General features: G+C 68.6%; 27 protein-coding genes. 11 read left to right on the top strand and 16 right to left on the bottom strand.

The annotated features are described in order from the left end of the window. Window positions 1–111: 111 nt before the first annotated feature. Window positions 112–1,227: a mannose-1-phosphate guanylyltransferase gene (locus RS83_RS12030; protein WP_045279742.1), complete on the bottom strand. Its 1,116-nt coding sequence runs from the start codon at window positions 1,225–1,227 to the stop codon at window positions 112–114. Window positions 1,228–1,408: 181 nt separating this feature from the next. Between RS83_RS12030 and sdhC the strand changes: the two genes are divergently transcribed. From sdhC to RS83_RS12000, 6 genes are all read left to right on the top strand, one after another. Further along, window positions 1,409–1,843, top strand: coding sequence for a succinate dehydrogenase, cytochrome b556 subunit (gene sdhC, locus RS83_RS12025; RefSeq protein WP_082071663.1), 435 nt, complete (start codon window positions 1,409–1,411; stop codon window positions 1,841–1,843). After that, complete coding sequence (locus RS83_RS12020; protein ID WP_045279740.1) at window positions 1,843–2,289, top strand: succinate dehydrogenase hydrophobic membrane anchor subunit; 447 nt, start codon at window positions 1,843–1,845, stop codon at window positions 2,287–2,289. The genes sdhC and RS83_RS12020 overlap by 1 nt, the downstream gene beginning before the upstream one ends. 19 nt (window positions 2,290–2,308) lie before the next feature. Then, window positions 2,309–4,135 (top strand): succinate dehydrogenase flavoprotein subunit, encoded by a 1,827-nt coding sequence (sdhA, locus tag RS83_RS12015; protein ID WP_045279739.1) that lies wholly within the window; start codon window positions 2,309–2,311, stop codon window positions 4,133–4,135. 2 nt (window positions 4,136–4,137) lie between these two features. Continuing rightward, window positions 4,138–4,905 (top strand): succinate dehydrogenase iron-sulfur subunit, encoded by a 768-nt coding sequence (locus tag RS83_RS12010; RefSeq protein ID WP_045279738.1) that lies wholly within the window; start codon window positions 4,138–4,140, stop codon window positions 4,903–4,905. A gap of 113 nt (window positions 4,906–5,018) precedes the next feature. After that, entirely contained in the window at window positions 5,019–6,224 is a 1,206-nt protein-coding gene (locus RS83_RS12005) for a YihY/virulence factor BrkB family protein (RefSeq protein WP_045279737.1), read from the top strand. Between the two features lie 9 nt (window positions 6,225–6,233). Next, a complete protein-coding gene (locus tag RS83_RS12000) occupies window positions 6,234–7,073 on the top strand; it encodes an exodeoxyribonuclease III (RefSeq protein WP_045279736.1) in 840 nt (279 codons plus the stop codon). Here RS83_RS12000 and RS83_RS11995 read toward each other — a convergent pair. Genes RS83_RS11995 through RS83_RS18825 form a run of 4 tightly spaced genes read right to left on the bottom strand, consistent with a single transcriptional unit; the run spans window position 7,067 to window position 9,172 of the window. Beyond that, the gene (locus tag RS83_RS11995) at window positions 7,067–7,708 is read right to left on the bottom strand and encodes a DUF4166 domain-containing protein (RefSeq protein ID WP_052679099.1); all 642 of its coding nucleotides are present in this window, start codon (window positions 7,706–7,708) and stop codon (window positions 7,067–7,069) included. The genes RS83_RS12000 and RS83_RS11995 overlap by 7 nt on opposite strands. Continuing rightward, entirely contained in the window at window positions 7,705–8,349 is a 645-nt protein-coding gene (locus RS83_RS11990; protein WP_045279735.1) for a DUF4166 domain-containing protein, read from the bottom strand. The genes RS83_RS11995 and RS83_RS11990 overlap by 4 nt, the downstream gene beginning before the upstream one ends. Next, window positions 8,346–9,029 carry a DUF4166 domain-containing protein gene (locus RS83_RS11985; RefSeq protein ID WP_045279734.1) on the bottom strand — a complete coding sequence of 228 codons (684 nt, stop codon included), beginning with the start codon at window positions 9,027–9,029 and terminating at the stop codon, window positions 8,346–8,348. The genes RS83_RS11990 and RS83_RS11985 overlap by 4 nt, the downstream gene beginning before the upstream one ends. Next, a complete protein-coding gene (locus RS83_RS18825; RefSeq protein WP_156153196.1) occupies window positions 9,026–9,172 on the bottom strand; it encodes a hypothetical protein in 147 nt (48 codons plus the stop codon). The genes RS83_RS11985 and RS83_RS18825 overlap by 4 nt, the downstream gene beginning before the upstream one ends. Before the next feature lie 69 nt (window positions 9,173–9,241). On the opposite strand from RS83_RS18825, the gene trpS reads away from it, so the two are divergent. Together trpS and RS83_RS11975 are read left to right on the top strand one after the other, a co-directional pair. Next, a complete protein-coding gene (gene trpS / locus RS83_RS11980; RefSeq protein ID WP_082071654.1) occupies window positions 9,242–10,246 on the top strand; it encodes a tryptophan--tRNA ligase in 1,005 nt (334 codons plus the stop codon). 24 nt (window positions 10,247–10,270) lie between these two features. Then, window positions 10,271–10,897: a hypothetical protein gene (locus RS83_RS11975; RefSeq protein WP_045279871.1), complete on the top strand. Its 627-nt coding sequence runs from the start codon at window positions 10,271–10,273 to the stop codon at window positions 10,895–10,897. A 20-nt stretch (window positions 10,898–10,917) separates the two neighbouring features. On the opposite strand, the gene pth is transcribed toward RS83_RS11975, so the two are convergent. After that, complete coding sequence (gene pth / locus RS83_RS11970; RefSeq protein WP_045279732.1) at window positions 10,918–11,499, bottom strand: aminoacyl-tRNA hydrolase; 582 nt, start codon at window positions 11,497–11,499, stop codon at window positions 10,918–10,920. A gap of 104 nt (window positions 11,500–11,603) precedes the next feature. Next, entirely contained in the window at window positions 11,604–12,236 is a 633-nt protein-coding gene (locus RS83_RS11965) for a 50S ribosomal protein L25/general stress protein Ctc (protein ID WP_045279731.1), read from the bottom strand. 225 nt (window positions 12,237–12,461) lie between these two features. Here RS83_RS11965 and RS83_RS19190 point away from each other — a divergent pair, with 225 nt between their 5' ends. Beyond that, window positions 12,462–12,587 (top strand): hypothetical protein, encoded by a 126-nt coding sequence (locus RS83_RS19190; protein ID WP_269429889.1) that lies wholly within the window; start codon window positions 12,462–12,464, stop codon window positions 12,585–12,587. A 31-nt stretch (window positions 12,588–12,618) separates the two neighbouring features. On the opposite strand, the gene RS83_RS11960 is transcribed toward RS83_RS19190, so the two are convergent. The 5 genes from RS83_RS11960 to RS83_RS11940 form a co-directional block, all read right to left on the bottom strand. Continuing rightward, on the bottom strand, window positions 12,619–13,110 hold the full coding sequence (locus tag RS83_RS11960) for a gluconokinase (protein ID WP_045279730.1): 492 nt from the start codon (window positions 13,108–13,110) through the stop codon (window positions 12,619–12,621). A 25-nt stretch (window positions 13,111–13,135) separates the two neighbouring features. Next, on the bottom strand, window positions 13,136–13,867 hold the full coding sequence (locus tag RS83_RS11955) for a fumarylacetoacetate hydrolase family protein (protein WP_045279729.1): 732 nt from the start codon (window positions 13,865–13,867) through the stop codon (window positions 13,136–13,138). Window positions 13,868–13,910: 43 nt separating this feature from the next. Next, window positions 13,911–15,329: an MFS transporter gene (locus RS83_RS11950; protein WP_045279728.1), complete on the bottom strand. Its 1,419-nt coding sequence runs from the start codon at window positions 15,327–15,329 to the stop codon at window positions 13,911–13,913. A gap of 133 nt (window positions 15,330–15,462) precedes the next feature. Further along, the gene (locus RS83_RS11945; protein ID WP_045279727.1) at window positions 15,463–16,251 is read right to left on the bottom strand and encodes an IclR family transcriptional regulator; all 789 of its coding nucleotides are present in this window, start codon (window positions 16,249–16,251) and stop codon (window positions 15,463–15,465) included. A gap of 19 nt (window positions 16,252–16,270) precedes the next feature. After that, entirely contained in the window at window positions 16,271–17,329 is a 1,059-nt protein-coding gene (locus tag RS83_RS11940) for a D-2-hydroxyacid dehydrogenase (protein WP_045279726.1), read from the bottom strand. A 98-nt stretch (window positions 17,330–17,427) separates the two neighbouring features. Here RS83_RS11940 and RS83_RS11935 point away from each other — a divergent pair, with 98 nt between their 5' ends. Both RS83_RS11935 and gndA read left to right on the top strand, forming a co-directional pair. Then, window positions 17,428–18,318: an NAD(P)-dependent oxidoreductase gene (locus RS83_RS11935; protein ID WP_045279725.1), complete on the top strand. Its 891-nt coding sequence runs from the start codon at window positions 17,428–17,430 to the stop codon at window positions 18,316–18,318. Between the two features lie 57 nt (window positions 18,319–18,375). Next, window positions 18,376–19,824: an NADP-dependent phosphogluconate dehydrogenase gene (gndA, locus tag RS83_RS11930; RefSeq protein WP_045279724.1), complete on the top strand. Its 1,449-nt coding sequence runs from the start codon at window positions 18,376–18,378 to the stop codon at window positions 19,822–19,824. Window positions 19,825–19,891: 67 nt separating this feature from the next. Here the strand turns inward: gndA and RS83_RS11925 are convergent, their stop codons facing one another. The 4 genes from RS83_RS11925 to RS83_RS11910 form a co-directional block, all read right to left on the bottom strand. Continuing rightward, window positions 19,892–20,617 (bottom strand): ABC transporter ATP-binding protein, encoded by a 726-nt coding sequence (locus RS83_RS11925; RefSeq protein WP_197072119.1) that lies wholly within the window; start codon window positions 20,615–20,617, stop codon window positions 19,892–19,894. Window positions 20,618–20,661: 44 nt separating this feature from the next. Beyond that, window positions 20,662–22,131: an ABC transporter permease gene (locus RS83_RS11920; RefSeq protein ID WP_045279723.1), complete on the bottom strand. Its 1,470-nt coding sequence runs from the start codon at window positions 22,129–22,131 to the stop codon at window positions 20,662–20,664. 108 nt (window positions 22,132–22,239) lie between these two features. After that, window positions 22,240–22,884 carry a bifunctional 4-hydroxy-2-oxoglutarate aldolase/2-dehydro-3-deoxy-phosphogluconate aldolase gene (locus tag RS83_RS11915; protein ID WP_045279869.1) on the bottom strand — a complete coding sequence of 215 codons (645 nt, stop codon included), beginning with the start codon at window positions 22,882–22,884 and terminating at the stop codon, window positions 22,240–22,242. Beyond that, window positions 22,881–23,759 (bottom strand): SMP-30/gluconolactonase/LRE family protein, encoded by an 879-nt coding sequence (locus RS83_RS11910; RefSeq protein ID WP_082071653.1) that lies wholly within the window; start codon window positions 23,757–23,759, stop codon window positions 22,881–22,883. The genes RS83_RS11915 and RS83_RS11910 overlap by 4 nt, the downstream gene beginning before the upstream one ends. Window positions 23,760–23,766: the final 7 nt, after the last annotated feature.

Genomic DNA, 23,766 nt, shown 5'->3' with positions numbered 1-23,766 from the left:
ATCGATCAAAGTTACCCAGTGTTTCGTCGATTTCGCGCGCCGCCGGCCCCTGTGCCAGTGAATGGTTATGAACCTGGAATCAAGCGACCGATGAGCGGAGGTCGTTGCTCATCAGAGCACGTCCCCTCGGCCGGTGAGCTTGAGCGATTCGACGACGCCCTTCACACGCTGCGCGTGCTCGACCGTGGTGACCAGGAGCGCGTCGGGCGTATCGACGACCACGATGTCCTGCACGCCGACCAGGCTGATGACGCGTGAGGTCTGGCTGACCAGGATGCCGCTCGCGCCGTCCGTCAGGACGCGTGCCTTCGGGCCGAGCACGGCGAGGTCGTTCTTGCGTCCGTGGGTGATCAGCTTGGTCAGCGACGCGAAGTCGCCGACATCGTCCCAGTCGAAGTGTCCAGGCACGACGGCGAGTCGTCCCCGGCGGGCCGCCGGCTCGGCGACGGCGTAGTCGATCGCGATCTTCTTCAGACCGGGCCAGATCCGATCGACGGCAGGGCCGCGCGTCTCGCGGTCGTCCCACGCCTCGGCGAGTTCGAGGAGACCTGCGTGGAGTTCCGGCTCGTTCGCCTCCAGCTCCTCGAGCAGCACGCTCGCCTTCGAGATGAACATGCCGGCGTTCCAGAGATAGTCGCGATCGGCGAGATAGGCCTTCGCCGTCTCGAGGTCGGGCTTCTCCACGAAGGTCTCGACCAGCGCGGCCTCGCGGGCGCGCTCGACGACGAGTTCCGCACCCTTCTTGATGTAGCCGAACCCGACGGCTGGCTCGGTCGGCGTGATGCCGATCGTGCAGATGTACCCGTCGCGCGCGACCTCGACCGCGTCCCGCACCGTGAACTCGAACACGCGCGTATTGCGGATGACGTGGTCTGCGCTGAACGAACCGATGATCACCTCGGGGTTCCTGCGATGCAGGATCGCGGCGGCGAGGCCGATCGCGGCCGCCGACTCGCGCGGCTCCGACTCGAGGAAGACGTTGAGGTCGGCGATGCCGGGAAGCTCGGCTTCGACGGCTGCGCGGTGGGCTCGACCGGTGACCACTGCGATGCGCTCGGGCCCGGCGAGCGGCTCCAGCCGATCCCAGGTGTCGCGGAGCAGCGAGTGCCCCGATCCGGTCAGGTCGTGCAGGAACTTGGGGGCGTCGGCGCGGGACAGCGGCCAGAGCCTGCTCCCGATGCCGCCGGCCGGGATCACCGCGTAGAAGTCCTTGATGGGTTCGGTCACCTCGCCAGCGTACCCGGGCCGCTCTCCGGCATCCGGCTCCGGTAAGGGTCGCCTTCGTCGCTCCCAGTCATCTGACAGGAATAGGATGGACAACGATCGGGCATGCCTGACTTTCGACAGGATCACTCTTGGACGAGCGCAGCGCACGCGACCGACGCTCATCGATCCAGGGAGGACGACCGTGTCCACAAGCGCTCGCTTGACACCGTCGATTTCGGAAACCACGTCCAAGACCCCCCGCGGCACCCTCTATCGGGGTCGCGAAGGCATGTGGTCGTGGGTGCTTCATCGCATCACCGGAGTCGCCATCTTCTTCTTCCTGCTGGTGCATGTGCTCGACACTGCGCTGATCAGGGTCTCCCCCGAGGCGTACAACGCCGTCATCGGCACGTACAAGAACCCGGTCATGGCGCTCGGCGAGGTCGTCCTCGTCGCCGCGATCGTGTTCCATGCCATGAACGGCCTGCGCATCATCACGGTCGACTTCTGGTCCAAGGGCGCGAAGTACCAGCGCCAGCTGTTCTGGGGCGTCATCGGGGTATGGGCCATCATCATGGCCGGCTTCGTGCCCCGCCACCTGATCCTCGCGTTCGCCGGCTTCGGAGGAGGACACTGATGACCGCGCAGACCGCCATCGCGCCCGCCCGCCGCCAGCGCGGCTTCAACCTCGAGAAGTGGGGCTGGGTCTTCATGCGCGCTTCGGGCATCGTGCTCGTCGTGCTGATCTTCGGCCACCTCTTCATCAACCTGATGGTCGGCGAGGGCATCCACGCCCTCGACTTCGCGTTCATCGCCGGCAAGTTCGCCACGCCGTTCTGGCAGTGGTGGGACGTCCTGATGCTGTGGCTCGCACTGATCCACGGCGCCAACGGCATGCGCACCATCGTCAACGACTACGTCACGAACGAGAAGGCCCGCACGGCACTGGTCTGGGCGCTCGGCCTCTCGGCCGGTCTGCTGATCCTGCTCGGCACGCTCGTCGTGTTCACGTTCGACCCGTGCTTGGGCGTCACAGAGGACAGCGTCCTCTGGAGCGAATGCGCTGCGCTGGTCGGGAACTGAGAAGAAGGTTAAAGAACAAGTGACTACCGAGACGCAGGATTCCGTCGTCCGTGACGGCGTGCACTACCACCAGTTCGACATCGTGATCGTGGGCGCCGGAGGCGCCGGAATGCGCGCGGCGATCGAAGCAGGTCCCGGCGCGAAGACCGCGGTGATCTCCAAGCTGTACCCGACGCGTTCCCACACGGGTGCGGCGCAGGGCGGCATGGCGGCTGCGCTCGCGAACGTCGAGGAGGACTCCTGGGAGTGGCACACCTTCGACACGGTCAAGGGCGGCGACTACCTCGTCGACCAGGATGCGGCGGAGATCCTCGCGAAGGAGGCGATCGACGCAGTCATCGACCTCGAGAACATGGGGCTTCCGTTCAACCGCACGCCGGAAGGCAAGATCGACCAGCGTCGATTCGGCGGTCACACGGCTGAGCACGGCAAGACGCCGGTGCGTCGCGCCTGCTACGCGGCCGACCGCACGGGTCACATGATCCTCCAGACGCTGTTCCAGAACTGCGTGCGCCTCGGCATCAACTTCTTCAACGAGTTCTACGTGCTCGATCTGCTGACGGTGAAGGATGCCGACGGCAAGACGCAGGTCTCCGGGGTCGTCGCCTACGACCTGGCGACCGGCGAGCTGCACGTCTTCCAGGCCAAGGCCGTGATCTTCGCGACCGGCGGCTTCGGCAAGATCTTCAAGACGACCTCCAACGCGCACACCCTCACGGGCGATGGCGTCGGCATCGTCTGGCGCAAGGGCCTCCCCCTCGAGGACCTCGAGTTCTTCCAGTTCCACCCCACAGGACTCGCCGGCCTCGGCATCCTCCTCACGGAAGGCGCGCGAGGCGAGGGCGCGATCCTGCGGAACGCCTCGGGTGAGCGCTTCATGGAGCGCTACGCCCCCACGATCAAGGACCTCGCACCGCGTGACATCGTCGCGCGCTGCATGGTGCAGGAGGTCGCGGAAGGCCGCGGCGCCGGTCCGCACAAGGACTACGTGCTGCTCGACTGCACACACCTGGGTGCAGAGGTGCTCGAGACCAAGCTCCCGGACATCACGGAGTTCGCCCGCACGTATCTCGGCGTCGACCCGGTCGTCGAGCCGGTGCCGGTGATGCCGACCGCGCACTACGCGATGGGCGGCATTCCCACGAACAACGACGCCGAGGTGCTGGCCGACAACGACACCGTCGTGCCCGGCCTGTACGCCGCCGGCGAGTGCGCCTGCGTCTCGGTGCACGGCGCCAACCGCCTCGGCACCAACTCGCTGCTCGACATCAACGTGTTCGGCAAGCGCGCAGGTCGCAAGGCCGTCGAGTACGTGAAGACGGCCGAGTTCGTGCCGCTGCCCGAGAACCCCGCCGGATTCGTGTCGGGGATGATCGAGGACCTGCGCAACAACCAGGGCACCGAGCGCATCGCCGTGCTCCGCAAGGAGCTGCAGGACGAGATGGACAAGGGCGCGCAGGTGTTCCGCACGCACGAGTCGCTCGAGCACGTGCTCGGCGTCATCAAGGAACTGCGCGACCGTTACATGAACGTCCACGTCGACGACAAGGGCAAGCGGTTCAACACCGACCTGCTCGAGGCCGTCGAGCTGGGCTTCCTGCTCGACATCGCCGAGGTCGTGGTCTACGCGGCGCAGAACCGTCAGGAGAGCCGCGGCGGCCACATGCGCGACGACTTCCCGACGCGTGACGACGAGAAGTACATGAAGCACACGATGGCGTACCTGACCGGCGACCCGCATTCGTCGACGCCGAGCGATCACATCAAGCTCGACTGGAAGCCCGTCGTGTTCACCAAGAACGACAAGGGTGAGTTCAACTACCCGCCGATGGAGAGGAAGTACTGAGCATGTCGACCGCCATCGCCGAAGCTCCAGCAGACACGACCGAAGAGGCTCCGATCCAGTCCTTCATCGTGACCTTCAACATCCGTCGCTTCGATCCCGAGGTCGACGCCGAGCCGCACTGGGTCGACTACGACGTGGAGCTCTACTCCACCGACCGCGTGCTCGATGCCCTGCACAAGATCAAGTGGGAGGTCGACGGCTCGCTGACCTTCCGTCGATCATGCGCCCACGGCATCTGCGGCTCCGACGCCATGCGCATCAACGGCCGCAACCGACTCGCCTGCAAGACGCTGATCAAGGATCTCGACATCTCGAAGCCGATCTACGTCGAGGCGATCAAGGGTCTGCCGCTCGAGAAGGACCTCGTCGTCGACATGGAGCCGTTCTTCGCGTCCTACCGCGAGGTGCAGCCGTTCCTGGTCGCCAGCTCCGTGCCGGAGAAGGGCAAGGAGCGGGTGCAGACCATCGCCGACCGCGAGATCTTCGACGACACCACGAAGTGCATCCTGTGCGCCGCGTGCACCTCGTCGTGCCCCGTGTTCTGGACCGACGGGCAGTACTTCGGCCCGGCGGCGATCGTGAACGCGCACCGCTTCATCTTCGATTCGCGCGACGACAACGCCGCGGTCCGCCTCGACATCCTCAACGACAAGGAAGGCGTCTGGCGCTGCCGCACGACCTTCAACTGCTCCGAGGCCTGCCCCCGTGGCATCGAGGTCACGAAGGCGATCGCCGAGGTCAAGCAGGCGGTCCTGCGCGGCCGTCCCTGACGGTCGCATCACGCACGCATCCGAGAACGGGCGGTCCCTGATGGGACCGCCCGTTCTCGCATCCCCAGCAGTGGTCGCCGCTGCCGCCTTCGCCGCTTGGATAGGGTGGAGAGGTGTCTGAACCCGCTGGAAACGCGACCGATCCCGGTCGCCTGGATGCGGCTGTCGAACGTGCGACGGCGCTGACCCAGCGAACGCTCGGGCTGTTCCCGGTGCGGGTCTGGCGGCATTTCCTGCAGCACAACGGATTCCTCCTCGCTGCAGGCGTGAGCTATCAGGCGCTCTTCGCGATCTTCGCGGCGATCTACCTCACCTTCGCGATCGCCGGCCTCTGGCTCGGCGGCAGCGAGGAGGCCGTCGATGGCCTCATCGTGATGATCAACAGCTACATCCCGAACCTGATCGTCGCCGACGGCGGTCTCGTGACGCCCGCGCAGGTGCAGGACATCGCTGCGAACACGACCGGCGTCCTGAGCGTCACCGGCCTGATCGCACTCGGCACCGTCATCTGGACCGCGATCGGCTGGGTCACGTTCTCGCGCCGGGCGACCAGGGACATCTTCGGCCTCCCACCGGACCGGCGCAGCTACCTGCTGCTGAAGGCACGCGATCTGCTGGCGGCCGCGATCTTCGGCGCCGCCCTGGTCGCCGGTTCGATCCTCAGCTCCGCCAGCGCGGCAGTGCTGAGCTGGCTGCTGAGCCTGTTGGGCTGGGACTCCGGCTCCGGTGGCGTCAACATCGGCATCCGCATCGGCACTGTCCTGGTCTCGTTCGCCCTGATGTCCGCAGCCTTGGCAGCCATGGTCCGCTTCCTCACCGGAACGTCGCTGCACTGGGGCACGATCTGGCCGGGCGCGCTGCTCGGCGGCGGCGCGATGACGGTCCTCCAGTACGGCGCGGGCTTCCTCCTGAGCTACACGCCCTCGAATCCGCTGCTCGCCACGTTCGCGATCTTCATCGGACTCCTGCTGTGGTTCCGCGTCAACGGGGTCGTGATGCTGGTGGCATCGTCGTGGATCGCGGTCGCCGCCCTCGACCGTGATCTCCCCTTGGAGCAGCAGACGGAGGCCCAGCGCCGTGAGGCCGAGTATCAGACGCTGCTGAGGGCGGCGCGCATCAGGGTGCGGGACGCGCACGCCGCGCGCGAGCGCGCACCGTGGTACCGCGCGTTGGCGGCGCGGGCCGCCGTCCGGGAGGCCGAGCAGGAGCTCGCGCATCTTCAGGCATCGCCGCCCCCTGCAGTGCAGACGACCCCACTCGCCCAACGGCTGCTGTCCGAGCTGAACCGATCGGGCCGGGATGTCGGCGGGTCTCGTTAGGCTGGAATCATGCCTCATCTTCGTATCGCCTCGGTCAATGTCAACGGGATCAGGGCGGCAGCCCGCAACGGGATGAGCGGCTGGCTCGACACCGCCGACATCGACATCCTGACGCTGCAGGAGGTCCGCGGGCAGGACGAGCATCTCGAAGCAGCGCTCCCCGGCTGGAACATCGTCCACGACGAGGCGACCGCCAAGGGGCGAGCCGGCGTCGCGATCGCGAGCCGCACTCCTGCGCTGGCTGCACGGACCGAGCTCGGTCCGGAGGACTTCGACTCCAAGGGGCGCTGGATCGAGGCCGACTTCCTGCTGGGCGACCGTCCGCTGACCGTGGTGAGCGCGTACGTGCACTCCGGCGAAGCCGACACCCCGAAACAGGACGAGAAGTGGAAGTTCCTCGATGCGTTCGGGCCCAGGCTCAGCGAGCTCGGTGCCGATGATGCGCTCGCACTGGTGACCGGCGACCTCAACGTCGGGCACCGTGAGCTCGACATCAAGAACTGGCGGGGCAACCGGAAGAAGGCCGGCTTCCTGCCGCGGGAACGCGCCTACTTCGATCGTTTCCTCGGCGACGCCGGCGCCCAGGTGACGGGCGTCGACGGAACGGTCGGCACAGGTCTCGGCTGGGTCGACATCGGCCGGCGCAGCCATGGCGAGGTCGAGGGCCCGTACACGTGGTGGTCCATGCGGGGCCAGGCGTTCGACAACGACTCCGGGTGGCGCATCGACTATCACCTGGCGACGCCGGCGCTCGCAGACCGCGCGCACGGGTACCACGTGGCACGTGCAGCCGCGTACGACCAGCGCTGGAGCGATCACGCGCCGGTGGTCGTCGACTACACCTACTGAGGGGCTCCCCCGCGTCGGTCTGCGTAGCGGTACCAGCCGCGATACTCGAGCACCGAGCCGAAGAGCGGGTTGTGCGCGCGCATCGAGATGGTTCGGCGACGATGGTCGTCGTCCCACCCGTCCTCGAGCGTGACGTCGACGCCGAAGACGCCCGTGAGCGGGATGCGCATTCGGCCGACCAGCAACGCGGCGTTCCCTGACCGCATCCGCAGGGCACCGTAGTCGGTCACCGAGCAGTGCATCATGACCTCGACCCGTTGGCGTGCCCCGAGGAGCGTGCGCACGACACCGGGCTCTGACGTCTCGATCATGCGGTCGAGGAGCGACTGCGTGGAACCGGGGAACACGAGTTCGCGCACGCTGTCGCGCATCTCGACGCCGTCGGCACCGCGGACCGAGCGGTCGGTGAGGACGAACGGCACGTCGCGCCCGAAGCGCGTGAGGAGGATGCCCGGTCCCAGGAACGGTCGGAGCAGCATGGCGAGGATTCCGAATCGACTTCCCGCTGTCGTGAAGAGCCCGTGCGCCTGGGCATCCGACGCATCGATGGCCCGCATCTGCGCGAGGACAGCGGGATGCAGCTGTGACGCCTCCGCGCCCAGCACCGTCAGGAAGATCTGCCCTCTCGCGATCATCCGCCGGAGCCCCGCGGAGCAGCCTCCGTGACAGGTCGGTACCAGCCGTGATACTCGAGGATCGTGCCGAGCAGCGGATTCCGCGCACGCAACGTGATGGTCCGACGCTGATTGTCGGCATCCCACCCGTCCTCGACCACGACGCGGATACGCAGGATGCCGCGGAGCGCGAGGCGGAGTGAGCCGACCCGCACCGAGACCGCGACCGTGCGCATACGCAACGCGCCCGTCGCTGTGACCGTGCACTCCTCGAGCAGCTGCACCCGGCCGCGGTCACCGAGCGCGTTGTGCACGATCCCGGGGCGCCCGGTCGCCGTGAGCCGGTCGCTGATGCGCTGCGTCCCGCCGGCGAAGCGGAACTCCCTGGTCGCGTCGAGCGTGGCGCGTCCGGATGGGGCTCGCCCCGATCGCTGCGTGATCGAGAACGGCACATCGCGCTCGAAGCGCGTCACGAGCATGCCCGGACCGACGAACGGGATGGCGAGGGCCGTCATGATGCCGAATCGACTGCCTGCTCGCGCGAACCTGCCCTCGGCATGCACCGTCGTGGACGCAGCGCGCATCTGCGCCAGGATCTCTGGGTGCAGGTCGCGGGCGCTCTCCCCCAGCGCGTCGAGGAACACGGCTCCCTGGGCGGTCATTCGCGCAGCTCCTCGCGATAGGGCTTCACGGTCTGCGGCGTCGGCCCAGCGGGATACTCGCAGGCGAACTCGCCACGGTAGCCGAACAGGAAGCCGAGCAGGTCATTGTGCACCTCGAGGTCGATCACGAAACGCTGCCGCTCGTCGTCGAAGCGTTCCGTGAGGCTCGCGCGCCCGCTGAACAGCATCGGGAATCGGAAGGCGACCGGGCCCTCATAGAACCGTTGCGCACCGGATCGGAGGCGGAGCCCACCGTCGTCGGTCACCGTCAGATCGAGGTCGACGGCGAGGTGCTGGTGAGTGCCGAGGTAGTCGACGACCCGGCCGCGGGCAGCACTGTAGATCATGGTGGCATCGAACCGGCGCCGACGTCCCGGCGCGACGTCCATGGTGCGCACGAACGACACGGTCTCGCGGCCGAAGCCGTCGAGATACGCGTAGTTGTCGATCTGGAACGGGATGTCGCGACCGTGCTCGGGGAACATGATGTTGCGCAGGGTCCCGATGGCGAGGAACGGCAGCGTCCACCAGGGTCCGCGGCGCACCTCCGACATGACGCCGCGACCGATGCATCCGTATCCGGCGTCCACGCCCACGCCGAAGCGGCGCTGCAGCTGCGGATGCAGTCGCGCGAAGTCGTCACCGAGGGCGCGTCGGAAGACGCCGTCGACCGCCGTCACGACGCGATCACCGCGAGCGGTTCAGGAGCGCTCTGCATGATCGTCCGTCCGTCCGGTTCCAGGCGGTCGGCGACGGGAGCGAGGTGCAGCGCACGGTCGGATCCGCCGTGAGCGCGCTTCGCGCGGCGGGACGCAACCGTCATGCCGACAGCCTATGGCCTGCGCCGTCCGATCCGACGTCGCCCGGTCCTCGCACGCCATAGGATTGCAGGGTGACCAAGCCTCGCCTCTACTCCGGAATGCAGCCATCAGCCGACTCCCTCCAGATCGGCAACTACATCGGCGCGCTCCTGCAGTGGCGGGACCTGCAGACCTCGTACGACGCGTACTTCTCGGTCGTCGACCTGCACGCGCTCACCGTGTCGCAGGACCCGAAGGAGCTGCGCGAGAAGACCCGGCGCACGGCGGCGCAGTACATCGCGGCGGGCATCGAGCCGTCATTGTCGACGCTCTACGTGCAGTCGCACGTGCGCGCGCATGCCGAACTCGCCTGGATCCTCAGCACGATCACCGGCTTCGGCGAAGCGAACCGGATGACCCAGTTCAAGGACAAGTCGGCGCGCTACGGACAGGACGCGACGAGCGTCGGACTCTTCACGTACCCGGTGCTGATGGCCGCCGACATCCTGCTCTACCAGACCGATGTCGTGCCGGTCGGCGACGACCAGAAGCAGCACGTCGAGCTCACGCGGACGCTCGCTGAACGCTTCAACACCCGCTTCGGCGAGACGTTCACGGTGCCGGTGCCGGTCATCCAGAAGGAGACCGCGCGCATCTACGACCTGCAGAACCCCACATCGAAGATGTCGAAGTCGGCCGAGAGCGACGCCGGTGTGCTGTGGATGCTCGACGAGCCGGCCAAGTCGGCGAAGAAGATCATGCGTGCGGTGACCGACACCGAGGGCTCGGTGCGGTTCGATCGCGAGAACAAGCCCGGCGTCTCGAACCTGCTGACGATCTACGCGGCCCTGACCGGCCGCCAGGTCGCGTCGATCGAGGACGAGTACCTGGGTCGTGGGTACGGCGACTTCAAGAAGGGTCTGGCCGAGGTCGTCGTGGACGAGTTCGAACCGGTGCGGACGCGCGCCCTGGAGCTGCTCGACGACCCGGCCGAGCTCGACCGGATCCTTGCCGCGAACGCTGGACGAGCGGATGCCGTCGCCGACGCGACGCTCTCCGATGTCTACGACCGGGTGGGACTGCTCCGACGCGTCTGAGCGGTGCGGCCTAGGATGGTGCTCGTGACAGATCCGCAGCTGCCCCCGCCGTCCGGCGCCGTTCCGCCCGTTCCCCCTGCACCGCAGGGTGCGGTGCCACCGCCCCCGGCTGCACCCGCATTCCCGGCACCCGCGTATCCCTCCGCACCGGCATACCCGAGTGTGCCGGGCGCCCAGTACCAGGCGCCTCCCGGGGCGTACCAGGTGCCGGTCGGCGGCTATGCGGCGCCCGTCGGCGACTACTCCGCACCCGAGGCTACGTCGCGCCGCTCTCCGCTTCTCGGGATCCTGGCGCTCATCTTCTCGCTCGTCGCCGCAGTGGTCACGCCCATCGTGGTCGGCGTCGCGAGCTACGAGATCGGTCGGCGTATCCCCGAGGCGATGACCCGCGCAGAGGAGTTCTCGTCACTCGCCTTCCTGTCCCCGGCACGCGATCAGGTGCTCTGGGCCGAGCTGTCGTTCTGGACAGGCACGATCCTCGGGATCGCCGCCATCGTCATCGGCATCATGGCCATCGTCCGCAAGCAGGGCAGAGGTCAGGGAATCGCCGCGTTGATCGTCGCGGTCGTCGCGCCGATCATCTTCTCGGTGGTGGTCATCGCAGCACTGACCGCCGGTGGCGCTGCGGGAGCCGTCGGCCTCTCCAGCTGAGCGGCGCTGCGCGCTCGCGGTCAGCGCGGCGCGTGGTGCTTCTGCTGCGCGGCGAGCAGCCCGTCCGAGACGAGGAGTTCGACCGCATCGGCTGCGTCGTCGACGAGGATCGGCAGGTTCGCCCGCTCGTCCTTGCCGAACGGCGCGAGCACCCAGTCCGCGGCATCCTGACGGCCCGGCGGACGACCGATCCCGACGCGCACCCGCGGGAAGTCGGGCGTCGCGATGGCCCTGGCGACATCGCGCACGCCGTTGTGCCCGCCGTGCCCGCCACCGATCTTCAGCTTCACGGTGTCGAAGGGGATGTCGAGCTCGTCGTGCACCACGATGACCTGCTCCGGCGGAACGGAGTAGAAGCGCGCCAGCGCGGCGACCGGTGTGCCGGAGACGTTCATGAACGTGTTGGGCTTCGCCAGCACGAGCTTGTCGGCTCCTGGACGCAGCCACGTCTCCACGACGCGTGCACCGCCCTTGTGCTCGCGGAAGGTCTCGCCGCGGCGTGACGCGAGCTCATCGACGACCATCTGGCCGATGTTGTGCCTGGTCGCCTCGTATCGTGGGCCCGGATTGCCGAGGCCGACGACCAGCCAGGTGGACGTCATGTTCCTGATCCTCTCCCCGACCGGATCCGCGTGGGACACGGGTCAGGATACGACTGAGGGGACGCGATCTGCTCGCGCCCCCTCTGCCATGAAACTGTCGGAGATTACTCCGCAGCTGCCTCCTCGGCTGCTGCGTCGCCCGCGGCGCCCTCAGTGCCCTCAGTGCCCTCGGCTGCGTCGTCCTCACCGAGGTCCTGCTCGGCCGGAATCGCGATCGCGACGACGAGGACCTCGGCGTCGGTCAGCAGCGTCGAGCCCTTGGGCAGGGTGACGTCGGCAGCGGTGATCTGCGCGCCCTCTTCGAGGCCCTCGACCGAGACCTCGATGTTCTGCGGGATGTGGGTGGCCTCTGCCTCGATCGACAGGGTGTTCGCGTCCTGGTTGATGATCGTGCCGGGAGCCGGCTCGCCGGTGACGATGACGGGAACGTCGATCGTGACCTTCTCGCCCTTCTTCACGACGAGGAGGTCGATGTGCTCGATGATCTGGTGCACGGGGTCCTTCTGGACGTCCTTGACCAGAGCCAGCTGCGACGTGCCCTCGATGTCGAGTTCCAGCAGCGCGTTGGCGCGGCGCAGGATCAGCGAGACCTGGTGGCCCGGCAGTGCGACGTGCACCGGCTCGGTGCCGTGGCCGTAGATGACGGCGGGGATCTTGCCGGCGGCGCGCAGGCGACGGGCGAAGCCCTTGCCGAAGCTCGCGCGGAGCTCGGCGTGGACCTTGGTGTCTTCAGACATGAGGTTCTCCTTCGGGACACGCAGCGAAGGCGCCGCGCGGTGGTCTATGGATTCGTGATCTCGACGCAGACACGTGAGGAAAGCCACCGGGCTTGCTTCGCCGCGTCGATAACGGATGTTCGCGCACGCGCTGAAGCATCCCTCGCCGAGGTACAAGCTCAATGGTACCGGATGACCCGATAGGCTGGGAACACCGGCCATTTTCTGCAGATCACGGAGTCACACATGCTCGACGGCGCCTTCTTCTCACACGTCATCCTCTGGGTCATCGGCGTCATGACGGTCTGCGCTGCGGTGACCTCGTTCGCCGCGCTGTTCTCGCTCGGCCGCGGCGGCTACCGCAAGGACTGACCAGGGCGCCGGCCGGACGACCGGCCGCGCATCAGGCGATGCGCGCCCCCGCGGCCGCGCTGATGATCGAGGTCGCCGTCTCGACATCTGCCGACTCGTCCACGCTGATCCCGCGCTCGTCGGCTTCGAGCGGCTCCCACGTCTGCAGCTGCGACTCGACCAGCGACGCCGGCATGAAGTGATCGCCCCTCGAGCGGACGCGTGCCTCCAGTGCCGCACGACCGACCGAGAGCTCGGCGAAGAACGCATCGGGCGCCTCCGCACGGATCGCGTCGCGATAGGTGCGCCGGAGCGCCGAGCAGGCGATCACGATGTGGTCGGCATCGCCCAGCGCTGCGCCGACGACGGCGAGCCACGGCATCCGATCCGCATCGTCGAGCGGGATCCCTGCCGCCATCTTCTCGACGTTGGTGAGCGGATGCAGATCGTCGGCGTCGATGAATCTCGCGCCGATGCGTTCGGCGAGCGAACGTCCGACCGTGGACTTGCCCGAGCCGCTCGGCCCCATCACGACGATCCGCATTGTCACTCCCCCATCGCTTCGCTGGTCACACCAGCGGTGTGATCAGTTCCATTCTCGCAACCCGCACGGTGACGGTCTGACCGCGGCGCACCGGGGTCTGCGCTCGAGGCGCTCCCGTCATGATGACGTCGCCAGGGCCGAGCGGCGACCAGGCGGCGACGTACGCCAGGCATTCGCGGATCGACATCGGCAGTTCGCGGCTGCCCGTCGCGCACACCACGACGTCATCGACCAGGAGCTCGAGCTCGACGTCGTCGATGTCGGCATCCGTGTCGATCCACGGCCCGAGCGGCGTGTACCCGTCGCCCGACTTCGATTCGAAGTTGCGCGGATCCCACTCCCCCCGGTCGGGACTGGAGAGATCGTTCACCGCCGTGACACCGAGCACGAATTCGTGCGCGTTCTCGACCGTGAGTCCGATCGTGGAACGTGCGATCACGACCGCGATCTCGCCCTCGGCGACCGGGGTGCCGGCGTCGCGTCTGACCAGCACCTCGGCGCCGGTGCCGATGACGGTGCGAGGACTCTTCAGCCAGGCCTGCACCGGGGAGTGATGTGCCGGACCGTTCTGCGCGATGCCGACGACGACGAGGGGCTCGACGGGAGCGAGGATCGTGCCGTCGACCGGGGGCCCGGCGTCAGACGGTGTGCGTCCGTCGGCAGCCGCGAGGAACGGATCCTCGATGGGGACGAAGCCCGAGTCGTCGAGCCTGGCGAACTGCGGGCCGGCGGGTGTCTCGACCCGCACGATACGCATCAGCGCACCGCCGTCATGACCGGAGACAGCACCTGGGACCCGCTCATCGCCCCACCGCCGTGATCGACACGGTCGTGGCGAAGACATCGTCGCCGCCCTCGCCACGAGACACCTTGATGGCGTCGTCGACGCGGGTGAGGTCTCGGCGCAGGGTCTCGGGGGCCAGGAACGTGGATGCGGTGGTGATCAGCGCGAGCACCGCCATGTACGTCGCGAGCAGCACCCAGTTGCCGCCGGTGACGGCGATGAGGTACGCACCGAGCACACCGGCGAGGCCACCGGCGAGCACTGCGGAGATCTCGCGGGCCATCGCGACACCGAGGTAGCGGTGGCGGTTGCCAAACAGCTCGGGGAGCATGGCGCACTGCGGTCCGAGCATGCTGTTCACCGCGACGCCTATGCCGATCGCGATCACGCCGATCGCGATGGCGTGGTTGCCGAGCGACAGCAGCCACCAGGCGGGGAACGTGTAGATCAGCATGAAGACCGCGCCGAATCGGTACACGGTGCGACGTCCGAAGCGATCGGACAGGTGCCCGCTGATCGGCACCGAGAAGATCCCGATGAGCGAGCCGAGGGTCACACCCCACGTCAGCAGGCTCTTGTCGGCGGTGTCGCCGGCGACGGCCACGAAGAACGCGAGTCCCAGCGTGTTGAACATGTAGGAGCCGCCGTTCTCGGCCATCCGCAGGCCGATGCCCACGATGACGCCGGGCAGCCCGTGCGTGAAGATGTCGCGGATCGGCCGCTCGGCGATCTGCTCGTGCTTCTCGAGCTCGACGAAGGTCGGCGTCTCGCGCAGACGCATGCGGATGAAGAGGGCGAGCAGGATGAGCACGAACGATGCGAGGAACGGCACCCGCCAGCCCCAGCTCAGCAGCTGGTCCTCAGGGAGCAGCGTGATCAGGCTGAACACCACCGCGGCGAGCAGGGTGCCGGCCTGGATGCCGATGAACGGCAGCGCCGAGAAGAAGCCGCGGCGCTTGACCGGCGCATACTCCGCCATCAGCACGGTCGCACCGGCCTGCTCTGCACCGGCGCCGAAGCCCTGCAGCAGTCGCATGAGCACCAGCAGGACCGGCGCCCAGAGCCCGATCGCCTCGTAGGTGGGCAGCAGGCCGATCGCGGTCGATGCTCCGCCCATGAGCACGATGGTGGCGACGAGCACCCACTTGCGTCCGAGCTTGTCGCCGAGGACACCGAAGAACAGGCCGCCGAACGGTCGGGCCAGGAAGCCGACGCCGAAGGTCGCGAACGCCGCGACGGTCGCCATGGCGGGGTCGTCCTGGGGGAAGAACAGGACGTTGAAGATGAGGGCCGTCGAGAGCCCGTACAGGGCGAAGTCGAAGTATTCGAGTGCGCTGCCGATGCTGGAGGCGAACGTCGCCCTGCGCAGATTCGCCGCGTACTCGGGGTCGTCCGGCACTGCTCCGGCTGGGGTGCTGGTCTCGGTCACTGCCATCTCCTTCGATCGGCTTCGCCAACGGCGTGAAGACGACGTTATCAGCCCGTTGGATACAGTTCAACCCTTTGGACGGACACTGGGCGCACGAACGTCACGCTGGGGCGTCCGGCACCCGCGGAGCCTCCGCAGTTCAGCGTCGAGCTGCGGCGCTGAACGGGTTCGTGAGCACGGCAGCCGCCTCGCGCAGCGCACCGCCGACGCGCTCGATGCGCTCGTAGTCGGCCTCGCCGGCCCTGATCGCCACACCGAGGGCGAGCGGCGGATCGGACGGCGCCCAGGCGCTCAACGGCACGGCCACGCCGACGACGCCGCGCAGCGATTCCTCGGCGTCGATCGACCAGCCCCGCCGCCGGGCCGCCGCGAGGGCCTCCAGCAGCGCGCTCATCGTGGTGGTGCTGCGCTCGGTGAGCGCGGGGAACACGGCGTCCTCGCCGAGCAGCGCCGTGACCTCGGCATCCGTCATCGCCGACAGCAGCGCTCGCCCGGTCGCCGACAGCGGAGCAGGCAGGCGGGACCCGAGCGGCGTGCCGAGCCGCAGGGACTGCGAACCCTCGTGACGTGCGAGATAGAGCGCATCCGAACCGTCGAGCATGGCGACCTGCACCAGCTCGGTGTGCAGCACCGGTGACGCTTCGCAGACGCTGTAGAACTCGCGCACCTGATTGAACTGCGCGGCGAAGGCACCACCGAGTTCGGCCGTCCGGAGTCCGAGACGATACCCCTGCGACGTCCGCTCGACCATGCCGCCGCCCTCGAGGGCGAGACAGAGGTTCGCGGTCGACGACTTCGCCAGTCCGAGGTCACCCGCGAGCTCGGTGAGCGTTCGGGGCCCCCCCGCCTCGGCGAGGAGTCCGAGCAGACGGATGCTGCGCGTCACCGCAGGTGCGGGATCGCGTCCTTCACGACTGTCGTCGTCCATGCGCCGCCCTTTCTCGGGGTCAGTAGAACTCGACCGTATCGACGACCGCGCGCAGCGGCTCGCCATCGAGCAGGCGCGCCGCGTTCTCGGCGAAGCGGCGGGCGATCCGCTCCTCCTCGTTCGAGTTGAGCGCCGCGGTGTGCGGGCTGACCAGCACACGGGGGTGATCCCACAGCGGAGAGGTCCGGTCGAGCGGCTCCTGCTCGAAGACGTCCATCGCCGCGAACGAGATCCGCCCGTCGTCGAGGGCCGCCAGCAGGGCCTCCTCGTCGATGACGGTGCCGCGTCCGACGCTCGCGATGATCGCACCGGGCTTCACCGCGGCGAGCACATCGGCGTCGATCAGGTGATGCGTCTGTTCGGTGCCGGGAAGGGTGACCACGATCGCGTCGACGTCGGCGACGGCATCCACCAGCTGATCGAGCGGCACCAGCCGTTCGACGTGGTCGACGGGTTCACCGGAGCGCGTCGTGCCCCAGACCTTCGCGCCCAGCGCATCGAAGCGCCGAGCGCACTCCGCACCGATGCCGCCGAGTCCGACGACCAGCACGGTCATGTCGTCGACCTGACGCATCTCCCAGCGATCGGGCCAGGTGTGCGCGCGCTGGTCCGCGAGGAGGCGGGGCAGCCCCTTGGCGCCGGCCATGACGCCGAAGACCGCGAACTCCGCCAGCGGGCCGCCATGCACACCCGCGCTCGTGGTGAAGACGACACGATCCAGGGCCTCGCGGTCGAGTCCGGCGGCCTTCACGGTGCCGCCACCGCCGGCCGCCGTGGTCATCACCCAGCGGAGCCCGGGGTTCACCTCGACCGTGCGCGCGAGCGCCGAGGCCGTGACGTCGGGGATGCCGAACAGCGCGTCAGCCGAGTCGACGAGCGCCTCGAACGCCTGCTGCTGCTCGGGGGTGCGCGTGAAGTCGGGGTCGCCGGACCAGTCGGCCGGGCCGCGCATCGGCGGAAGCAGGGCGTGATCGCGGACGAGGTCGATCCGCGGCTCGAGCTCCTCGATCAGTCGGCAGAGGTCCTCCCGCAGCGGTACTGTGACGACGACGCGCAAGCGGTTCTCGGTTCCGGCCATGATGGTCCCTTCCTCGGGAAATCGTTGAGTGTCACTCTATCGTGGATCCATCCTGTTGAACCCTGTTCTCCAGGTTGGATCTTTGCTACCGTGACACCATGCATGCCTCAACCGCCACCGTCGGCGTCATCGGCCTCGGCGTCATGGGACGCCCCATGGCCGACCACCTTCTGGCCGCCCGCGGTCACCTCGTGATCCACGCGCGCCGACCCCAGCCTGAGCTCCTGGCAGCAGGGGCGAGCTGGGCGAAGACGCCACGTGAGCTCGCATCCAGCGTAGACGTGCTGCTGGCGATGCTCCCGGATCTCCCCCAGCTCGAAGAACTGCTCGACGGACCGGACGGCCTCCTCGCCGGATCCGGCGAGCTGCTGATCCTGATCGGCTCCACCTCCTCCGCCCCCGCGGTGCGTGCACTGGCCGAACGCCTGCACGCGCAGACCGACGGCCGGGTGCGCGTCGTGGACTGCCCGGTGTCCGGCGGCGAGGATGGTGCGGTCGCCGGCACGCTGTCGATCATGCTGGGCGGCTCTGACGACGATGCCGCCATCGCCGCCGAGATCCTCGCTCCCTGCGGCGCCCCTGTGCACCTCGGACCACTCGGCGCCGGCGAGGTCGCGAAGGCGTGCAACCAGCTCGTGGTGTCGGCGACGATCCTGGCACTCGGCGAGGCGACCGTGCTGGCCGAGCGATCCGGTCTCGACCTCGAGGCGCTCTGGTCGCTGCTCGGCGGCGGCTACGCCGGATCGCGCCTGCTCGACTCCCGCAGGGAGAAGCTCGTGTCGGGCGACGACTCCCCCAGCGGGATCGCGCAGTACATGGTGAAGGACCTCGGGTTCGCAGCCGACATCGCCGACGCGACCGGCACCGCCGCGATCCTGCTGCCCACGCTGCGCGCTGCCTTCGACGAGATCGTCGCCGATGGTCTCGGCGACCGCGACATCAGCGTCACCCGTCGCTTCGTCGCGAACCGTGACACAGCGGCATCCTGACCCCGCGCACAGCGATACCCTGAAACCACCACCTTCTTCACGATCGAGGAGCCATCTGTGCCCGAAGCATCAGCGAACATCGGAGTCGTCGGACTCGCCGTCATGGGGTCGAACCTCGCCCGCAACCTCGCCAGCCGCGAGGGGAACTCGGTGGCGATCTTCAACCGCAGCTACGAGAAGACGCAGACGCTTCTCGACACGCACCCCGAAGCGGAGTTCATCCCGGCCAAGACGTACCAGGAGTTCGCCGACAGCCTGCAGAAGCCGCGCACCGCGATCATCATGGTCAAGGCCGGCGGACCGACCGACGCAGTGATCGACTCGCTCGTCGAGGTGTTCGAGCCCGGCGACATCATCGTCGACGGCGGCAACGCGTACTTCCCCGACACGATCCGCCGCGAGAAGGCGGTCCGCGAGACCGGCATCAACTTCGTCGGCGCCGGCATCTCCGGTGGCGAGGAGGGCGCACTGCTCGGCCCGTCGATCATGCCGGGCGGCTCGGACGAGTCCTGGATCACGCTCGGCCCGATCCTGAAGTCCATCGCCGCGGTCGCCGAGGGCGAGCCGTGCGTCACGCACGTCGGCCACGACGGTGCCGGCCACTTCGTGAAGATGGTGCACAACGGCATCGAGTACGCCGACATGCAGCTGATCGCCGAGGCGTACGACCTGATCCGACGCGGAACCGGCAAGACCCCCGCCGAGATCGCGGAGATCTTCGCCGAGTGGAACCGCGGCGAGCTCGAGTCCTACCTGATCGAGATCACCGCAGAGGTGCTCCGCCAGGTCGACGCGTCCACCGGCGAGCCGCTCGTCGACGTGATCCTGGACCAGGCCGGCGCGAAGGGCACCGGCGCCTGGACCGTGCAGACCGCGCTCTCGCTCGGCGTCCCGGTCTCCGGCATCGCCGAGGCGACCTTCGCCCGTTCGCTGTCGTCGCACCCCGAGCAGCGCGCCGTGTCGCGCGACCTGCCCGGCCCCGAGGAGGAGTTCTCGGTCGAGGACACCGACGCGTTCATCGAGGATGTCCGTCTCGCGCTCTACGCGTCGAAGATCGTCGCGTACTCGCAGGGCTTCGACGAGATCCGCGCCGGCGCTGCCGAGTACGACTGGAACATCGACCTCGGTGCGATCTCGAAGATCTGGCGCGGTGGCTGCATCATCCGCGCCCAGTTCCTCAACCGCATCGCGGACGCCTACGCCGAGACCCCCGACCTGCCGGTGCTGCTCACTGCTCCGTACTTCACCGAGGCCATCACGCGCGCGCAGGCGCCGTGGCGTCGCGTCGTGATCGCGGCAGCCGAGGCCGGCATCCCCGCTCCCGCGTTCTCGTCGTCGCTGTCGTACTACGACGGCATCCGTGCCGACCGCCTGCCCGCCGCCCTCGTGCAGGGACAGCGCGACTTCTTCGGCGCCCACACCTACAAGCGCATCGACAAGGAAGGCACGTTCCACACCCTGTGGTCCGGCGACCGCACCGAGATCGAGGCCGAGGACACGCACTGACCTCGCGCTGACACCAGAGGGGCCCGGCAGATCCTGCCGGGCCCCTCTGCGTCTGCAGGATGCGCGCTCAGCGCGTGATGTCCTGCACCGTGCCCTTGGTCAACCGCAGGCGTCTCGTCGCGCGACGGGCCACCGCCGAGTCATGCGTCACCACGATCACGGTGATGCCCTCTGCGCACAGCGCCTCCAGCAGCGTCAGGATCTCGTCGCGCATGCTCTCGTCGAGGTTGCCGGTCGGCTCGTCCGCGAGCAGCACACGAGGGCGCTTCACGATCGCGCGTGCGATCGCCACGCGCTGCTGCTGGCCGCCGGAGAGCTCGGTCGGCAGATGGTCACCGCGGTCGGCGAGTCCCACATGCTCGAGCGCAGCGGCGACCCTGGTCCGGCGCTCGGTCCTCTCGAGCCGCATCGGCTCGAGAGCCATGTCGACGTTCTCCGCGGCCGTCAGGGTGGGGATCAGGTTGAACGCCTGGAAGACGAACCCGATCTCCTCCGCTCTGATCCGGGAGAGCTCGTTCGCCGAGGCGGAGGCCAGCTCGGCGCCGTCGAGACGGAGCGATCCCGTCGACGGCGAGTCCAGCGCCCCGAGCATCTGCAGGAGCGTGGACTTGCCGCCGCCGGTCGGGCCCTGAATCGTGACGAACTCGCCCGGCATGATCTCGAGGTCGACGCCGGTCAGCGCCTTCACGGTCCTGCCCTTCTGCGCGTAGGTGCGGGTGACGCCGACGGCCCGGTACAGCGGCGTCCGGTCAGGGTCCGGTTGTGCCGTCTGTGCGACATCGGTCATGGTCATGTCGTGCTCCTCCTGGTCGATTCCTCTGGTCGTGCCTGCGGCGCTCATGCGACGGACCGCAACGCTTCAGCGGGGCTGAGCCGCGCCGCGCGCCATCCGCCGAACGCTCCGGCGACGAGCCCGCCCAGCACGGCCAGGCCGACGGCCGCGACCAGCACCCACGGGGTGAACGGCGCCTGGAGCACGATGTCTGCCGCCTGCGTGGTCTGGAACATCGGGCCACCGCCGCCGGTCGGCCCGCCGCTCGTGCCACCGCCTGACGCGCCCTGGCCGGCCGTGGCAGCAGCGGCGGCGACGGTCGGACGCACGAGGTTGATCACGATGATCCCGGCGATGCCGAGCACGAGTCCGACCGCGCCGCCGAGCAACCCCTGCACCATGGACTCCCCCGCCACCTGCCGCACGACGCGACCGTTGGACCATCCGATGGCCTTCAATGTGCCGAACTCTCGTGTGCGACGCGAGACGCCCGACAGTGTCAGCAGCACCGAGAGGAGCACCGCGACGGCGAGCACGATGATCGAGAGCCAGGTGCCGAGGTTCGTGATGAGCGAGGTGGCGCTCGACAGGGACCCGGAGACGCTGGATGCGAGCTCCGCCTGAGACGTCACGGTGGCGTCGGGGAGCTCGTCGGCGAGCGCTGTCTGCACCGCGTCGATGGATGCGGCGGAATCCGCCTGCACGTACACCGTGGAGATGACGTCCTCCACACCGGCGAGCTGCTGCGCCGTGTCGAGCGGGAGGTACACGTTCGCGGCGGTGTCGGCCTCATCGGAGGTCGATGCGAGGATGCCGACCACCTCGACGTCCGACCCTGCGACGTCGATCGAATCGCCGACGGCGATCTCGTTCGTGGTGGCGTAGGTGCTGTCGACGAGCGCGACCAGGGCCCCGGAGTCGTCGGCGTCGAACGCGCGACCGTCGGTCACCGAGGTCGAGGCGAGCGGGCCGATCGCGGTCGTCGCCGGATCGATGCCGAGCACGCTGAACGAGTCGACGCCGAAGTCTCCGCCGCCGCCCTGTGCGCCCTCCGGTGGCGCCTGGCCCTCCCCTGGCGCTGCACCCTCGGTGCCGTCCTGCTGGCCGAAGCCGCCGCTCGGCAGTTCGCCCGAGAACGTCGAGTTGGTGAGGCTGAGCGCTCCCGATGCCGCCGAGACGCCATCGGTCGACGCGACCGTGTCGAGCACCGACGCATCGAGGGTGCCGCGCATGAAGTCCGTCATGAGCGTCGACTGGTCGAGCGTCGTGGTCTCGCCATCGGTCTCGCCGGCATCCGCGTCGAACTGGAAGCGCGGGCCGCCACCCTCGCCGGGCTCTGCCGCTGCACCGGTGACGGCGAGGTCGGTGCCGACCCCGTAGACGGACTCCAGCGCCTGCGCCTGGGCGTCGCGCACGCCGGCGGTGAGCGCGTTGACGATGATCACGAGCGCGATCGCGATCGCCAAGCCGATCGCGACGATCATCGTCTGTTTCCTGCGTCCGGCGAGCTCTCGCCGCAGATATGTCCCGAACATCTCTCTCCCTCTGTCGCGCACATCGCGAACAGGATCGACGGTAGGGAGCGTCCATATGGGAGATCGAGGGGCGCCTGATGAGCAGGCTATGGATGGGTGCGACGGCGGTCAGCGCCCCTCGAGCGCGGTGACGAAGTCACGTGCTCGTGCGTCGAGCGCCACGAGATCGCCGCCTGCGGTAGCGGCGTCGCCGACGAGCGGCCCGCCGACGCCGACGCCGAACGCGCCGGCGGCGAGGAAGTCCTGCACCGTGGCGACCGACACTCCCCCGACCGGGATGATCCGCGCATCGGGGAACGGGTCACGGACGGCGCGGATGAATCCGGGGCCGAGTGCGGATGCCGGGAACAGCTTCACGGCCGCACTGCCGAGGTCGAGCCCGCGTTGGATCTCGGTCGGCGAATAGACGCCTGGCAGCACACCGATCCCCTGCGCGATCGCATACTCGACGGATGCCGTGAGCGTCGGCGTCACCATGAACTGGGCACCCGCCGCCACCGCACGGTCGACGTCGGACTCGACGAGGACGGTGCCTGCGCCGATCAGCGCCTCCGGCGGGGCGTCCTGCACGACCTGGGCGATCGCGTGCTCCGCGTCGCGCAGGGTCAGCGTGATCTCGAGGGTGAGCACGCCGGCTGCGATCAAGGTGCGGGCGGCGGCGACCGTGGCGTCGACGTCGGTGCCGCGGATGATGGCGACGAGCCTGGTCTCGCCGAGTCGCTCGCGCAGCTGCGCGTTGTCCACCGTGGTCATCGTGCTGCTCCCGCCCATGCCGACGCCGGGGCACCGCCGACCTCCACCTCGACTCCGAGCAGAGCGCCGTCGGCCTCGCCCGGCTCTGCCAGTCCGATGCTCGCGGTCGTGATCACGAGCAGCCGATCGACGAGGGCGACCGCGGTCGGCCTCGTCGCGGGGAGCTCGATCGTCTCGAGCAGGGCACCGCTCGGCGAATAGCGACGGACCTCTCCGGCATCCCAGACCGCGACCCACAGCATGCCCTCCAGATCGATCGCCATGCCGTCCGGATTGCCGCCGTCGACTCGAGCGACCGTGCGCCGATTCGTGAGCGCTCCATCGGGCGCGACGTCGAACGCCTCGATGCTGCGGTGCGGCAGCGTGTCGATGTAGAAGAGCGTGGTGCCCGACCGGTCGAAGGCGAGGCCGTTCGAGACCGTGACGCCGTCGAGCCGCTGCGTGGGGATCCCGTCCGCGTCGATGCTCCAGAGTCCGCAGTGCGGTGCGCGCGGCATCGACTGGCTGCCGACCCAGAAGCGGCCGTGCGGGTCGGCGCCGCCGTCGTTCAGGTAGTGACCGGGAGCCGCGAAGTCACCGGTGACCGGGGCCACGAGGCCCTCGTCACTCACGTGCACCACGCCGCGATCGACAGCGACGAGCCAGCCGTCGGCAGGCCGGGCGAGGGGAACCGGTGCGCCGATCTGCGCGCCGACGACCACGGATGCGCCCGGCACGACCATTCCCTGCTCGATCCGGCCGCGGTGGAGCGAGCCGGTCGCCATGTCGATCCACGCGAGCCCGCCGTCCCGAGCATCCCAGCGCGGTGATTCCGCTTGGACGTAGCGGGTCTCGGAGATGATCTCCACGGACCTCGAGAGGGGTGAACGCGACATCGAAGCC

The organism is Microbacterium oxydans, from assembly GCF_000956525.1.
In the GTDB taxonomy this organism is placed as follows: domain Bacteria; phylum Actinomycetota; class Actinomycetes; order Actinomycetales; family Microbacteriaceae; genus Microbacterium; species Microbacterium oxydans_A.
Note: the sequence above shows the minus strand (reverse complement) of the source record. Positions and strands in the feature narration are given on the sequence as shown.

Coding starts and splice junctions, on each gene's coding strand:
- RS83_RS11990 (WP_045279735.1), bottom strand. CDS start 8,349: ATGACCGCCCAGGGAGCCGTGTTCCTCGACGCGCTGGGGGAGAGCGCC.
- RS83_RS11955 (WP_045279729.1), bottom strand. CDS start 13,867: ATGCGTATCGTGCGGGTCGAGACACCCGCCGGCCCGCAGTTCGCCAGG.
- RS83_RS11995 (WP_052679099.1), bottom strand. CDS start 7,708: ATGATCGCGAGAGGGCAGATCTTCCTGACGGTGCTGGGCGCGGAGGCG.
- RS83_RS18825 (WP_156153196.1), bottom strand. CDS start 9,172: ATGACGGTTGCGTCCCGCCGCGCGAAGCGCGCTCACGGCGGATCCGAC.
- RS83_RS11960 (WP_045279730.1), bottom strand. CDS start 13,110: ATGCGGATCGTCGTGATGGGGCCGAGCGGCTCGGGCAAGTCCACGGTC.
- RS83_RS11920 (WP_045279723.1), bottom strand. CDS start 22,131: ATGTTCGGGACATATCTGCGGCGAGAGCTCGCCGGACGCAGGAAACAG.
- RS83_RS12020 (WP_045279740.1), top strand. CDS start 1,843: ATGACCGCGCAGACCGCCATCGCGCCCGCCCGCCGCCAGCGCGGCTTC.
- RS83_RS11945 (WP_045279727.1), bottom strand. CDS start 16,251: ATGGACGACGACAGTCGTGAAGGACGCGATCCCGCACCTGCGGTGACG.
- RS83_RS11940 (WP_045279726.1), bottom strand. CDS start 17,329: ATGGCCGGAACCGAGAACCGCTTGCGCGTCGTCGTCACAGTACCGCTG.
- pth (WP_045279732.1), bottom strand. CDS start 11,499: ATGACGTCCACCTGGCTGGTCGTCGGCCTCGGCAATCCGGGCCCACGA.
- RS83_RS11935 (WP_045279725.1), top strand. CDS start 17,428: ATGCATGCCTCAACCGCCACCGTCGGCGTCATCGGCCTCGGCGTCATG.
- RS83_RS19190 (WP_269429889.1), top strand. CDS start 12,462: ATGCTCGACGGCGCCTTCTTCTCACACGTCATCCTCTGGGTCATCGGC.
- RS83_RS12010 (WP_045279738.1), top strand. CDS start 4,138: ATGTCGACCGCCATCGCCGAAGCTCCAGCAGACACGACCGAAGAGGCT.
- RS83_RS11950 (WP_045279728.1), bottom strand. CDS start 15,329: ATGGCAGTGACCGAGACCAGCACCCCAGCCGGAGCAGTGCCGGACGAC.
- RS83_RS11925 (WP_197072119.1), bottom strand. CDS start 20,617: ATGACCATGACCGATGTCGCACAGACGGCACAACCGGACCCTGACCGG.
- RS83_RS11915 (WP_045279869.1), bottom strand. CDS start 22,884: ATGACCACGGTGGACAACGCGCAGCTGCGCGAGCGACTCGGCGAGACC.
- RS83_RS11965 (WP_045279731.1), bottom strand. CDS start 12,236: ATGTCTGAAGACACCAAGGTCCACGCCGAGCTCCGCGCGAGCTTCGGC.
- RS83_RS12000 (WP_045279736.1), top strand. CDS start 6,234: ATGCCTCATCTTCGTATCGCCTCGGTCAATGTCAACGGGATCAGGGCG.
- RS83_RS11910 (WP_082071653.1), bottom strand. CDS start 23,759: ATGTCGCGTTCACCCCTCTCGAGGTCCGTGGAGATCATCTCCGAGACC.